This is a genomic window from Pedobacter sp., from assembly GCF_031119335.1.
Lineage (GTDB): Bacteria > Bacteroidota > Bacteroidia > Sphingobacteriales > Sphingobacteriaceae > Pedobacter.
In genome coordinates, this window is sequence record NZ_JAVHXT010000014.1 from 71,070 (window position 1) to 85,877 (window position 14,808).

Genomic DNA, 14,808 nt, shown 5'->3' on the forward strand with positions numbered 1-14,808 from the left:
AAATGGCATCCCATCTTGGAATGCCATTTTATCTTGTAAATCAAGAAATCCTTAAATCCTGACTATTTTTTACCTTTAGCTTCGTTTTCTGCTTGTTTCAACGCTCTAGACATTGCAACAGAAACGATAGTATCTTCAGGAGTGTTAGTTACAAAGTAATCGCCTTTTTCCAAATCGCGAACGCGGAATAAGTTACCTACTTCTAACTTAGCAATACTTACTTCAACTACTTGAGGCATGTTTTTAGGCAATGCTTTAACACGTAGTTTACGTAATTTTTGAACTAATTTACCACCCATTTTAACACCTGGAGAAGTACCGGTTAATTTAACTGGAATTTCCATAGTGATTTCTTTTTCATCAAATAATTGAAGAAAATCAACGTGTAATAATAAGTCTGTTAATGGATGAAACTGAGTATCTTTTACGATAGCTTTTACAGCTTTACCGTTAACTGTAATTTCAACAAAGCTAGCTTCTGGAGAGTAGATAGCATCATTTAAATCAGTTCTTGTAACAGCAAAGTGTACTTGTTCAGTACCTCCGTACAATACAGCGGGAACCTTACCTTCGTAGCGAAGCTCTTTGGCATCGCGTTTCCCTACGTTCTCTCTTGTAGAACCGCTAATAGCGATAGTTTTCATATTTATATTTATTTATTTGTTTAACTGGTTAAGTGTTTAAATCGGTTAACTGAATAACCAGTCCTACAATTAACCTTTTATTATCTTAGTATTCAAATCAGTTAACCGAATAACCAATTCCAACAATTAACCTAAACTCTAAAAAGCTCGCTAATTGAGCCATATTCGTTCACGCTAGCAATAGCTTTAGCAAACAATTTGGCGGTACTTAACTGCTTAATTTTCGGGCTTTCTCTTCTCAACGGAATAGTATCCGTTACAATTAACTCTTCCAACATTGAGTTTTCAACTGTTTCGTAAGCTTTACCAGACAATACTGGATGCGTACAAACCGCCCTCACACTTTTCGCTCCGTTTTCCATGATCAGCGCTGCAGCCTTCGCTAAAGTTCCAGCCGTATCGCAAATATCATCAATCAGCACAATATCTTGTCCGGTAACATCACCAATAATCGACATTGATTCGATTTCATTGGCACGTTTACGACGTTTATCACAAATTACCACCTCAGCATTGAAGAATTTCGCAAACGTTCTAGCTCTATACGAACCTCCCATATCTGGCGAAGCAATTGTTAAATTCTCTAAACCCAAGCTCTTAATGTATGGCACAAAAATTACTGCCCCATCCAAATGATCTACCGGAATATCAAAAAAACCTTGAATTTGCGCCGCATGCAAATCCATGGTCATGATACGGTGTATGCCAGCCGCTTTTAACAAGTTTGCTACCAACTTAGCTCCTATTGCTACCCTTGGTTTGTCTTTCCTATCTTGGCGAGCCAAACCGTAATAAGGAACAACAGCGGTAATGTAATGCGCAGATGCTCTACGAGCGGCATCAACCATTAACAAAAGTTCCATTAAATTATCACTGGGTTGGTACGTAGACTGTACTAGGAAAACATCACATCCTCTAACCGATTCATCAAAAGAAGGCTGAAATTCGCCATCGCTAAATTTACTTAGGGTAACATTACCTAGTGGTTTGCCGTATTCTTCGGCTATTTTGCTAGCGAGGTCTTTGGTTCCACTTCCAGCAAAAATTTTAACGGGGTTAAATTGCAATGGCATGATTTGCGGATATCAATGCTTGTTAAAAAAAAATCGGGTTGCGGTTTTATTCACAACCCGAAGTGATTTGTTGTCCGACCTGGATTCGAACCAAGACAAACAGTACCAAAAACTGTCGTACTACCCTTATACTATCGGACAATCTCCTATTTCAACGTTCTCTCGAACACTCTTTCAAGCGTCTTGCCGAAACGGAATGCAAATGTACGCACTTTTTCGATACTTGCAAATAACTACACAAAATATTTTAAATTTATTTATTAGCCTCACTGACACTCAGGGAGATTTAGTTATTTTTTGTTAAATAAGGCACCTAACTCACTCCTATATCAATCTATTTTTTTATTTTCGGCAGCATTTATTGCACCAAACTATAGGTTTTAAATACCATCATATTCAAAATATGGAATACAAGAAAATAAACAATATTATTGGCTGGGCATGTTTTTTAATTGCTACAACCACTTATGTTTTAACGTTAGAGCCAACCGCAAGCTTCTGGGACTGCGGCGAATTTATTGCTTCGGCTTATAAAATGCAGGTGGTGCACCAGCCTGGAGCGCCTTTGTTTTTAATGATAGAGCGTTTCTTTTCTTTATTAGCTATGGGCGATAAAACAAAAATTGCCTACTTTATGAACTTCGGTTCTGCAGTAGCGAGTGGTGCAACCATCCTATTCTTATTTTGGACTATTACCGCATTAGCAAAGAAAGTACTCATTAAAAAAGGAGAAGAAATTTCTACTGCAAACTTAATCACCATTATGGGTGCAGGCGTAGTTGGTTCTTTAGCTTACACTTACTCAGATAGTTTCTGGTTCTCAGCTGTTGAGGCAGAGGTTTATGCGCTTTCATCATTATTTACCGCAATTGTATTTTGGGGTATCTTAAAATGGGAAGCCGTGGCGGATGAACCAAAAGCAGATAGATGGTTATTGTTTATTGCCTACATCATGGGCTTATCTATCGGTATCCACTTATTAAACTTACTTACTATACCAGCAATAGCATTTGTTTACTACTTTAAAAAAGAGAAACAACCAACCACCTCTGGAATTTTCAAAACACTTGGTGTTGGTATATTAATTCTAGCAGTAATTCAATATGGTATCATTCAATATTTAGTTTCTTTCGGCGCCTACTTCGATCTTTTCTTTGTTAACACTTTAGGCTTGGGCTTCGGTACTGGCGTATTGTTCTTCGCCATCTTATTAATTGGCGGATTGGTTTGGGGTATCAGATATTCTATCAAACACCAAAAAAGAGTACTGAATTTAGCCTTGTTATCTACTGTATTAATCATTTTTGGCTACGCTTCTTTTGCCATGATTATCATTAGGGCGCAAGCAAAACCAAACCTGAATAACAGTGATCCTGATAATGCTTTCTCATTTTTAAGCTATCTTAACCGTGAGCAATATGGCGACAGACCATTATTGTTAGGGCCTAACTACAACTCAATTCCTAAATATAAAGACGATGGTTCTGCACCGATCTATGTAGAAACTGGTAAAACCTATCGTAAAGGTGATACGAAGTATGAAGTATCAGGAACAAAATCAAAACGTATTTACGGAGAAAACGAAACCTTTCCAGACAGTATTCGCAGGTTACAACACGAAGTTCTTTTCCCTCGTATGTACAGTGATGAACAACGACATGTAGATTACTATAAAGACATGATGGGAATGAGCGATGAGCATTTCCCAAGCTTCTTCGACAATTTAGGTTTCTTCATGCGTCATCAAGTTGGTTTTATGTACATGCGTTATTTCTTGTGGAACTTTGCTGGTCGCCAAAATGAAGACCAAGGTCAGGGCAGTTTGTACGAAGGCCAATGGATAAGTGGTATTAAGCCAATTGACGGAATGTTGTACGGAGATCAAAGCAACCTACCTCCTACTATTAAAGAAAGTAACTCGTATAACCGTTTTTATTTCTTGCCGTTAATTTTGGGCGTTATCGGTGCAGTTTGGCATTTTGGTCGCCATCCTAAAGATGCTGGTATTGTTGGTTTGTTATTCTTCTTTACAGGATTAGCTATTGTGCTTTACCTAAATCAAAAGCCAATGGAACCTAGAGAAAGAGATTACGCTTACGTTGGATCTTTCTATGCCTTTGCCATTTGGATTGGGCTAGGCATTATCGCTATTAGGGAATGGCTGCTTAAAAAATTAGACCCGAAAGTTGGAGCTATTGCTGCTAGCGTTATCGGATTATTAATTGCACCAGTATTAATGGCCAAAGAAGGTTGGGATGACCACGACCGTTCTGAGAAAACATTAGCTCGTGATATTGCGATAAGTTACATGGAATCTTGTGCACCAAATGCCATTTTATTTACTTACGGTGATAACGATACTTATCCGTTGTGGTATGCGCAGGAAGTTGAAGGTATTAGACCTGATATTAGATTGGTAAACCTAAGTTTATTCGATACAGATTGGTATATCAACGGAATGAAACGTAAGGTTCACGAATCGGAGGCTTTACCAATCTCTATGACAGAAAAACAATATGTTTCTGGTATAAGGGATGTAATGTACCACAAAGACATGGGCATTGCTGATCCTGTTGAGCTTAAACAAATTGTAGACTTATTGTTATCTGACGATTCGGAAGACAAATTACCGCTACAAGATGGCTCTATGACCAACTTTATTCCTACTAAGAAATTTAAGTTGACCGTTAATCCGCAAGATGTAATTGCTACGAAGACTTTACCTGAAAGTCGTGCAGGAGAAATTGTACCTGCCGTAGAGTGGACTTTTAACAAAGGCTATGTAACCAAAGGTAATTTAGCGATGCTAGATATTTTGGCGCATAACAACTGGAAGCGTCCAATTTATTTTGCCAGCACAGTGCCTTCAGAGCAGTTTAATGGTTTAGACAAATATTTATACAGCGAAGGTTTGGCGTTGAGGTTGTTGCCTATCGATCCATCAAAAAGAGGTGAAGAAGAAGAGCAACCAATTAACTTAGACCCTATGTACGACCACGTAATGAATAAGTTTAAGTGGGGCAACATTAAAAACGCTAAGTACTTAGATATTCAGTCGGCTGATGATATCTCTATCTTCAACAACATCTTTAATAGTCTAACAACTTCGTTAATTAAAGCTGGAAGATTGGAAGATGCTAAAAAGGTAATGAAGAGATATGATGAGGTTATTCCATCGAAAATTTATGGTATGCGTGCTGCTATGGGTGCGGCAACAATGGCGCAGAACTTATACCTTTTAGGCGAAACAGAAAAAGCAAATGCATTGATTAAAAAATACGCTGATTTTGTTGGCAAGGAGATCACTTACTTAGGTGATGTTACCAAGAGCAAAGGTAAATTGGTAGGCGACAGAAATATCCAAATTGGTTTATTCTACGGATTAATGCCAATGGCGAAGGTAGCTTTGCAGCACAACCAACCTAAATTGGCGAAAGATCTAGAAGCGCAAATTAAATCTCTATTTGCCTACGGTAACTTTGCACAATATTTTGGGGAACTTCCTCCAGACTTCATGAATTTGTAAGCAATTTTATAATCTATTACACAGCCGTCCCGATTTAAATCGGGACGGCTTTTTTTTGCGAAGATGAATCAATCAGATGCGAACCCTTATACCTGTCGTGTCGAGTTTCGAGACATCCATTACAAGTTTATTAACACAAGCACCGCTACGCTAATGCTTGCGCTAGAGAGTGTACGTTAGCGAAGGAAATAGTTCCTAAAAACGTGAGTTCGACTATTATTTGACTGATTTATAGCTCTATATTGTGTGCCTTAGTCTAACTGACCTTGAAATAAATTCAGGGTGACGATATATTCGTAGTTCGTCTCCCGAAATTAATTCGGGACTAGTTTTAACGGTCTGTTTTAGCCTATTTAACGTGAGTTCGGGTTAAGCAATTCTACCAACCTTATATATTAGGTGTTTAAACGAGTTTTTCGCTCGCCGCCGCTAGGCTCTTACTTTTTGACCGCAAAAAGTAACAAAAACTCCCGGTTGCTTATTTTTCTTTCAAAGAAAGTGCTTTGGCTTATTACTGCAATCCGAAAAATAAGAGCCCGAAAATTAGCTGAACGAAGATTTCAGGGGCTATCGCTAGCCAAAAACTTATTTTTCTTATCCCAACTCACGTTATTTAATAATCGAATTGAGGTTAAGAGAGATTGCTTCGTAGTGCCTCCTTGCAATGCGAAAAACGGAAGGGACGCCAACCTGTGAGGAGTGTGTGTAAACAAAAAAGCACAACCATTACTGATTGTGCTTCTATATGTTATATTTTCTAAATATTAACCTTCGTTAACTACGCCCATTGAGCAGAATTTATCAATTCTTTTAGCGATCAATTTTTCTGAATCTACTTTCTTTAAAGCTTTTAGATCGTCTAAGATTTGAGCTTTTAAAGTCTGAGCCATTTCTTCAGGGTTTTGATGCGCACCTCCAAGAGGTTCTTTTACCACACCATCAATTAATTGGTTTTTGTGCATATCTTCTGAAGTAAGCTTTAGGCACTCTGCTGCTTTTTCTTTGAAGTCCCAGCTTCTCCATAAAATAGAAGAACAAGATTCTGGAGAAATTACCGAATACCAAGTATGCTCTAGCATATACACTTTATCGCCGATACCGATACCCAATGCACCACCTGAAGCGCCTTCGCCTACAATAAAGCAAAGAATTGGCACTTTAAGCACCGACATTTCTAGCAAGTTACGTGCAATTGCCTCACCTTGTCCGCGTTCTTCGGCTTCTAAACCTGGGTAAGCCCCCATGGTATCGATAAAAGAAATTACAGGCTTATTGAACTTCTCTGCCAAACGCATTAAACGTAAGGCTTTTCTGTAACCTTCTGGATTGGCCATACCGAAATTGCGAAACTGGCGCTCTTTCGTATTTTTTCCTTTTTGGTGACCTATTATCATAACGGTTTGACCATCGATAGTTGCAAAACCTCCGATGATAGCTTTATCGTCTTTAACAGTCCTATCTCCGTGAAGCTCAATAAAATCGTCACAGATGAAGTTGATATAATCTAAGGTTTGCGGGCGCTCTGCATGGCGAGACATTTGAACTTTTTGCCAACCTGTAAGGTTGCTGTAAAGGTTCTGACTGGTCTGCTCTGCTTTTTCTTCTAGCTCTGCCAATGTAGCCGACATATCAACCTTGGTCTTATCGGCAATCTGCTTAACCTTTTCAATTTGTTGATACAAATCTGATAAAGGCTTTTCAAAATCAAAAGATGTTTTCAGTTGTTCCATAGTTGGGGCTGTAAAATTACGCATTTATATGGAAACTATAGACAATAATTTAATGCGACTTCTTTTTAAGCGCTGATTTTACTGTGATATAGGCTAAACCTACAGCTAATAACAAGCAGCCAACGCCAAACAAAACGAATGTATTATCTTCACGCTGTACGAAATCTATACCTCTAACAGCAGCATAAATTGCAAAAACTAAGCTAAGAAAAGTTAAAACAATTTTCATCTTTTAATTGAATTGCGCAACGTTAAGGTAAGGATTTTTGCTGACTTTGCAAAGCACTTACGCTGACTCCTAACTTGCCAATAGCACATTCTTTAAACAATAGCCCTGATTGAAACGAAAATACTTTTTGTTGTAGATGCGTTGATTGAAACTTCGTAAGTTTTGTAAACTTACGAAGTTTGTTAGGGTGACATGGGCAAAAAGATTGTAGTGAAAAGCAGGACTTCTGTTAGATAGTAGCTCTGCTTTTGCGCTTCAAATATTTTTAAAACTTAGCTGCTTGGCCAGGTTTTGGTGTTGATTTTTTGATGAAATCGCGGATATGGTTGTTGCCCAGCTCTAAATCTATTTTGCGCAGGTACATCATGTGCCCACTTTCGTAACCTTCCCAACTCATTCTATCTTTCAGTTTGCCGCTTGGGTCCATTTGCCACATGTTATATTTTGCGTTGAAATAATCGCAAGCGCCATCGTAATAACCAGATTGCACCAACACATGCAGGTAAGGATTTTGAGCCATTGCTGCACGTAAATTTTCGCCGGTATTGTCGCCAGTTCTATCCCAAGGATGTACTGGGCCGAACATATTGTACTTTAAATCGGTCTTGTAGTTGAGCTCGTTGCGCAGATACATATTGATAGCCGGCGTAAAAGAATGCAGCCAAGAAGTTAACTCTGCATTGTAATCTGGGCGTTCGCCAGCGTCATTTTTGTCGATACCTTTATACCTAGAATCTAAACGACCAACGGTAAAACCTTTGTCGCGAAGAAGCTCTTTCCAAAACAGATTGGTAGAAATGTTAAGGTTATTTTGAAGTATCACTTTTTCGGGCAAACCAGAGAAACGAGCCATTTTTGCTGCGATTTTGCTTCTTTCATCTGCAGAAATGAAACCGCCTCTAGACATTGCCGGCACCAATTCATTGATGGTGAATTGCTCTACTTCTGGCAACATATCGGTTAGCTTTTTACCTTGTAGATCGGCTGGTAAAGCTTTGTGATACCAAGCTGTTGCGGCAAAGTAAGGCAAACGCAAAGCGGCATCCATTACACCACCTCTTTCTATACCCAACTCGGTTGGAGAAACTAAAATTACTCCGTTTAGGTACATCCAGTGGTTGCTTTGCAGCTCTAAAGCCAATCCAGATACACGTGTTGTACCGTAACTCTCGCCTATCAGATATTTTGGCGATGCCCAACGATTGGTGCGAGTTACGAAAGTATTAATCCACTCTGCTAGGTATTTGATATCGGCTTTTACTCCAAAGAAACGGTTGGTGGCTACATCTTTGCCCACAGTTCTAGAATAACCTGTGTTTACCGGGTCGATATAGACAATATCTGCCACATCGAGTATGGAAGTACTGTTGTCTTTGTAACCGTAGGGCTGTACGGGATAACCTTCGTCGTCTATTTTTAGCACTACTGGGCCGGTGTAAGCAATGTGCATCCAAACTGAGGCAGAGCCTGGACCGCCGTTAAAAGAAATTACCAAAGGACGACTTTCTTTATTGCTGATATCGGTTCTTTCGTAGTAAGTGTAGAATAGGCCTGCTAGTGTTTTGCCTTCTTCGTCCCAAACTGGCAAAGTACCTGCGGTTGCTTTGTAAGGCACTGCCTTTCCGTTAATGGCTACGGTATGGTTGGTAATTACAGAGCTTTCGGGAACAATGTTTCTTGAAGCGATGTTGGTATTTGCTTTAACTGGTGCTTCTTCTTTGGTAGCAGTTGATTGTGCGGCCGCAGGAGCATTTCCACGTTGAGGACTGCCCGCTTGCGTTTGCGAACGCTGTTGAGCAAAGGCAAAATTGGCAAGTAGTAATACCGCTGTTGCAAGGGTAAAAGTTTTCTTCATTTTTATTAGTGTAAGGTTTGCTGATATAAATATCAGTAATGAAGATGATTTAGCGTAAAGTGAACTAAAATGTTACTGATTTTTTGTAAATTGAATACACATTTATTTATTATGGCAGGAACATATTCGCAGTTATACATACAAGTTGTATTTGCTGTTAAGGGAAGGGCTAATGTTATACAATCTGATTGGAAAGATGGGCTTTATAGTTACATCTGAGGTGTTATTACTGCTAAAGGACATAAGTCGATTATTGTTAATTGCTATAAAGACCACATCCATTGCTTTATTGGCTTGAAGCCTTCTACGAGTTTATCCGATTTACGAAGGGATATCAAGAATAATTCTTCAAAGTTTGTTAACGATAAAAATTGGGGTAAAAGGCAAATTTCAATGGCAAGAAGGATATGGTGCTTTTTCTTATACACATTCCCAAGTAAATCAAGTTTATAACTATATTTTAAATCAAGAAGTACACCATAAGAAGAAAACATTTAGAGAGGAATATTTTGATTTTTTGTTAAAATTTGAAATCGAACATCGACAAGAATTTCTATTTGATTGGATAGAATAGATTCTCCGCTGCTGCTTATTAAGATATTTAAAAATAATTTCACCCCTTCGGGGTTTTAATGTTTAACTTATTGCTATAATAATATCAGCCCTTCGGGCTTAAAAAATACAGGCACCAAAAACCGATTATAATGAAAATTGCATATAATCAATCACTAAGGGCCATATAACAATATGGCCATGATAGGTAATGCCATCCCTTAGGGCTTAAAAATACTAGATACCAAAAACCGATTATAATGACAATTGTGGATGATCAATCCCGAAGGGATGAAACTACTATAACCTATAAACAGGAAGAATGCAAAACCCCGAAGGGGGTGACATTTTAAATTGATGAAAACATGCTACTTCAATATCGGCTCCAATACCTTCATATCCCCATCAATTTTATGATGATAAGACAAACCTAAGATTTTAGCCAACAAAGGATAAACATGCACATTTTCAAAAGAATTGACAGTTAAACCTTCTTTAAAAGCTGGCCCCCAAGCGTAGAAAGTAGCTTGCATATCTGGCAAATCATTATCAAATCCGTGCTTGCCAATATTTGTTGGCTTGCCTGTAAGATTAAATATTTTTGGTAGGCGAGGAATAAGAATGATATCTCCTATCCTACCATCTTTATTGTTTTTTGCTCGGTAATGCCAACGTTTAGGCATTTTAGTGGTAAGGTATACATCGTAATCTGCGCCTTGTTTTTTAAGAGCTTTGTATAACGGTTTAATATCTTTTTTATCCTTCGCATAAATTTGCAAAAGGGCATCACCGTTTGGCACAATAAACTTTTCTTTATCGATAATAGAAGGCAGCGGCATGGCATCTACATTGTCTGCATTGGTCATGCCGTGGTCTGAAACAAACACAAAGTTAACAGCCAAGCCAGTCATTTTTGCTAGCTCAACCATTTCACCAACGGCATCATCTACCAACTTTACTGCAGCGGCAGTTTCTTTAGAATCTGTTCCAAAATAATGTCCCGCAACATCAACCTCTGGGAAATAAAAGTTAATTAAGTGCGGACGTTTTTCTTCTGGCAATGCCAACCAATTTTTAACTGCGGCAATCCTTTTATCCATCGGTATTTTAGTATTGAAGTTGTACCAGTAGGTTGGCCTAACTCCCTGAACTGGCGTCTCTGAGCCCAACCAATAAAACGCTGCCGACAACATTTTTTGCTGTTCTGCCAAAACCCAAATAGGTACACCACCATACCAAGTACTATCTTTTACGGCATTAGGATCTGTTTTTACGTAAAGTTGTTCCTTCTTTGGATCGTAAAACGAATTATTAACGATACCGTGGTGAGAAGGATACATTCCGGTAACCAGTGTGTAGTGATTAGAAAAAGTAACCGAAGGAAAAGAAGGCTTCATGGCCGTAGCTTGTACACCTTTCGCTCTTAATGCCAGCAAATTTTTAGCTTGGTATTTATCGGCATAATCATTTCTAAAACCGTCGGCAGAAATATAGATGATGTAAGGTTTATCGATTTGCGAAGTATCATTAGCTCGATTGGCTACCACCTGCTGCGAAAGATCTTGGGCATACAAAATCTGAATGCAACAAATCACCAAAGCAAAAATTAACCAAACTTTTTTCATCGATTTCATGAGGCAAAAATAATGGAAATTAAATACCTGAATGTAAAATTACCATAAACAAAAAACCAAGATAGCAATTGCCATCCTGGTTCAATTTCAAAAAAAAGTAATTCTAAAAATTATCCCCGCATCACTCCTATTTTCTTACCATCAAAATCTGGGAATAAGACCTTATCATTGTCGATGCCTAAATGAACATCGGCAACTTCACTAAATACGCTTCTAAAATCGGTGGTTACAGCCAAATCTCTACCATCTTCCAAGTTATCTTTAGACAAAGGATTGACTACACCATGTACCAAACCACCGTTAACACTATTTCCTAAAATGAAGTTACAAGATCCACGACCGTGATCTGTACCACCTGTACCATTTTGCGCAACAGTACGTCCAAATTCTGTCATGGTCATTACCGTTACATCATCTTGATATCTCGACAAATCATTCCAAAATGCCATCATACAATTGCTCAAGTCATTTACGTTACGAGCAAAAACACCCGTGTCTTTGCCTTGGTTAAAATGTGTATCCCAACCGCCAGACTCTGCAAAGGCTACCTCTAAACCCACATCCATTTTAATTAATTGTGCAATCTGTTTCAACGAGTTTCCTAAAGCTGTTGTTGGATAAACTACATTATTTTCTGGCTTGTAATTCCTTACATCAGTTTTTTGAAGCATTTTTATGGCATCGAAACTCTCTTTTCCAGTGTTCTTCAACAAGTCAGATGAAGTTTGGTCATACAAATCCTCAAAACTCTTGGAGGCCATTTTAGCTCCTGAAACATTACCTCGCATTTGGATGTTGAAATCTGCCAAATTTCTAATAGCTACTGCTGGATTTTCGCCATAAAACGATCGAGGTAATGATGAAGTTAAGCTTACACCTTGAAATGGTGTAGCTGCGTCGTGGCCCAACAAGCCTACTGCCCTATTTAGCCAGCCGCTAGTAGTCCCTTTTTTAAATGGCGTACCCGACTCCATGAAATCTTGTGCATCAAAATGCGAACGGGTGTTGTTTGGAGAACCTATGCCATGCACAATTCCCAACCTTTTTTCCCTAAACATAGGCTCAAAAGCAGCCATTGAAGGGTGCAAGCCAAATCTTCCGTCTAAGTCAATCAGTGGTTTTTCATTAGCACTTCCTTTAGCAGCAGTCATAAACAAACTCGGACGTGCAGCTTTCAAATAGTCGTCGGTAAATGGTGTTACAGCCATTAAGCCATCCATTGCCCCACGTTGGAAAATACAAACCAATATCTTTTTCTTTTTAAACAAAGATGGATTTACAGTACCTGCAACCGCATCGGCAAGAAATCCGGGAATGCCACCTAAACCTATTCCAAATAAGGCTAAACCTCCAGCTTTTAAAAATCCTCTTCTAGATACCATAACTCTAATTATTTACGTTGAAATTCTGGAGAGCCAATAATTACGCCCACCACCTGGGCCAACATGGTATTATTACCTGCCTGCGTTTTAATCGGTGGGTTTTCATTAGCTTTTCTTCCACTTCCCATTTTCATTTTCTCTTCTTTTACTGGTTTGCTATCCATGCTCTGCATTTCCATACCAGTGTTATTATTGTCTTTCTTTGCACTGTTTTGCTCGGCAGCTTTGGCCACTTTTTGTTGCAAATTAGGATCATTTAACATTGGCTTTAAACGAGCCACTGTTTGTGCCAATTCTCTTTCTGGCATAATTAACTTACTATATGTGAGCAAAGCTGCTTCCACACTTTCAGGCTCTCTGTTATTATTTAAGCTGGCTAAATTCAATTTTACGCCCGGTATACGTTGCGAAGCTAATGCCAAGCCAAAATTCATTCTATTTAACAAAGAACCAGTATTGATCCAATATTGTCCATTATCTGGGAAACCTGTTGGCGCTTGGTAGTAATACATTTGCTGCCCCATGCGGTTAATCCAGCTGTAAAGCTCATAAGGTTGTGTAATTTCTGCATTTAAACTTCTTACCGCACTCATAGCTAATTCAAAAGGAGATTTGGTTTTCTCCCTCAATGCTTGCTCCGACCAAAATTCTGGTGCATTTACCATGGTAATCAATACGCTTTTGATATCACCTTTGGTTGCTATAAAAGTTTTAGCCATTTTATCTATTAGCGAACTTGGCGGAACATCATTTACAAAACGTACTGCTAATTTTTTAGCTATAAACTTAGCAGTAGACTGATGATGTGCCAACATTTTCAATAATTCTACACCTTCATCATAACCGCCGCCAGCAGGAAATTTCTTGCCCAAAACTACCTTCTCTCCGTTATCGTGTCTATTGGCATTAAAGAAGAAATCGCCATCCAATACAAAACCTTTTTCCTTTAAACCACTGGAACCTAAGCGTTCAATTAGGTTTTTATTTCCTGCACCGTAACCTTCCTTACCTAGTGGCGCTACCGTCCAGCCAGTCAACACTCTTGCCGCTTGGGTTACATCGTTTTGCGTGTACCCTCCATCAACACCTAAGGTATGTAACTCCATCACTTCACGAGCGTAGTTCTCATTTAAACCACCCTGTTTCTTTTTATTCTGAATTTGCTGTTGGATTTTCTTTACCCGTTCTTTCCTCTTTGCTTTTTGCTCGGTAGACATCCCCATATCACTCATCGACATCATCTCTTGATCTGACATAGGCACGTTTACACCAGAACTTGAAGAATTATCTAAATACATCAGCATTGCTGGCGATTTGGCGGTGCTTAATAGCAAATCTTCAAAACCTCCAAATACATTTGGTCTAATCACATCTCTCTCATAGGCTGGCACAAAACTGGCACACTGCGGTTTATTAAGCGCTACGTTGAAATGGTTAAACCAAAAATCGGTCATGATTTCTCTCAGCTGATTTTCGCCGTATGCAGCTCTAAGTATTTTTTGATTGAAAAATTGTCGATACAACTCTTGTAGGGGACGATATCCCTTATCCTTCATGTAGGTTTGGATAAGCTCTCTTTCGTACTTATTGTTGTTTGAGCTTATTGAATCTTTATGGATATAACCATCTCTAATTGCCCAGCGTCTAACACGTGGTCCCTGCGGAAAAAGATCTTCCACCTCACTATTGCTAATGTTAATGGCATCGTACTGCGACAGCATTTGGTTAAGATTTTTATCTTCCAAATTACCGTCAAGCTGCTTTTTAAGCCATTTATCCAATCCAACCTTTACCACTTCTTCCACCTGCCCAGGTTGTGCACCATAAGTAAAGCGACTTAATAGGTGTGCTGCCGCCTGTTCATTGCTTAAACCCGACTTCTTGTAGGGCATTGCAATTTTATCGGATGCACTAATAACCCGAACAAAAGAAGACAATATGATTGCGCAACAAAACAAAATTACGCTCATATAAAAATTATGAATATTACGTTTCATATCTTTTGGTTTAGTTTCCTATGTAAGACAACGTTATTTTCTAAAAGGATTAATCACATTGTAAAAAAAATCTCACAAAGCGAAAGAAATGCCTTTCATTTATTAAAACAGCGACTTAAACAAATAAGTTTTATTGAAAGATGTTTGAAATGCAAAGCGACTCATTCTCAAATCAAGATGACTTCA

The 14,808-nt window shown here is 38.7% G+C and carries 10 protein-coding genes; 2 read left to right on the forward strand and 8 right to left on the reverse strand.

The window, feature by feature from the left end:
• Positions 1-62 precede the first annotated feature (62 nt).
• Both REI64_RS14640 and REI64_RS14645 read right to left on the reverse strand, forming a co-directional pair.
• Entirely contained in the window at positions 63-644 is a 582-nt protein-coding gene (locus REI64_RS14640; RefSeq protein WP_308850883.1) for a 50S ribosomal protein L25/general stress protein Ctc, read from the reverse strand.
• Positions 645-775: 131 nt separating this feature from the next.
• Positions 776-1,717 carry a ribose-phosphate pyrophosphokinase gene (locus tag REI64_RS14645; RefSeq protein ID WP_308850884.1) on the reverse strand — a complete coding sequence of 314 codons (942 nt, stop codon included), beginning with the start codon at positions 1,715-1,717 and terminating at the stop codon, positions 776-778.
• Between the two features lie 403 nt (positions 1,718-2,120).
• On the opposite strand from REI64_RS14645, the gene REI64_RS14650 reads away from it, so the two are divergent.
• Positions 2,121-5,243, forward strand: coding sequence for a DUF2723 domain-containing protein (locus REI64_RS14650; protein WP_308850885.1), 3,123 nt, complete (start codon positions 2,121-2,123; stop codon positions 5,241-5,243).
• Positions 5,244-6,007: 764 nt separating this feature from the next.
• Here REI64_RS14650 and REI64_RS14655 read toward each other — a convergent pair.
• From REI64_RS14655 to REI64_RS14665, 3 genes are all read right to left on the reverse strand, one after another.
• Positions 6,008-6,973 carry an acetyl-CoA carboxylase carboxyltransferase subunit alpha gene (locus REI64_RS14655; RefSeq protein ID WP_308850886.1) on the reverse strand — a complete coding sequence of 322 codons (966 nt, stop codon included), beginning with the start codon at positions 6,971-6,973 and terminating at the stop codon, positions 6,008-6,010.
• A 49-nt stretch (positions 6,974-7,022) separates the two neighbouring features.
• Entirely contained in the window at positions 7,023-7,202 is a 180-nt protein-coding gene (locus REI64_RS14660; RefSeq protein WP_308850887.1) for a hypothetical protein, read from the reverse strand.
• A 265-nt stretch (positions 7,203-7,467) separates the two neighbouring features.
• Positions 7,468-9,057: a carboxypeptidase gene (locus tag REI64_RS14665; protein ID WP_308850888.1), complete on the reverse strand. Its 1,590-nt coding sequence runs from the start codon at positions 9,055-9,057 to the stop codon at positions 7,468-7,470.
• 288 nt (positions 9,058-9,345) lie between these two features.
• Here REI64_RS14665 and REI64_RS18310 point away from each other — a divergent pair, with 288 nt between their 5' ends.
• Positions 9,346-9,510 carry a hypothetical protein gene (locus tag REI64_RS18310; protein ID WP_375141998.1) on the forward strand — a complete coding sequence of 55 codons (165 nt, stop codon included), beginning with the start codon at positions 9,346-9,348 and terminating at the stop codon, positions 9,508-9,510.
• Positions 9,511-9,977: 467 nt separating this feature from the next.
• On the opposite strand, the gene REI64_RS14670 is transcribed toward REI64_RS18310, so the two are convergent.
• From REI64_RS14670 to REI64_RS14680, 3 genes are all read right to left on the reverse strand, one after another.
• Positions 9,978-11,243 (reverse strand): ectonucleotide pyrophosphatase/phosphodiesterase, encoded by a 1,266-nt coding sequence (locus tag REI64_RS14670; protein WP_308850889.1) that lies wholly within the window; start codon positions 11,241-11,243, stop codon positions 9,978-9,980.
• Positions 11,244-11,353: 110 nt separating this feature from the next.
• Complete coding sequence (locus tag REI64_RS14675) at positions 11,354-12,625, reverse strand: DUF1501 domain-containing protein (RefSeq protein WP_308850890.1); 1,272 nt, start codon at positions 12,623-12,625, stop codon at positions 11,354-11,356.
• Between the two features lie 8 nt (positions 12,626-12,633).
• The gene (locus REI64_RS14680) at positions 12,634-14,622 is read right to left on the reverse strand and encodes a DUF1800 domain-containing protein (protein ID WP_308850891.1); all 1,989 of its coding nucleotides are present in this window, start codon (positions 14,620-14,622) and stop codon (positions 12,634-12,636) included.
• Positions 14,623-14,808 lie beyond the last annotated feature (186 nt).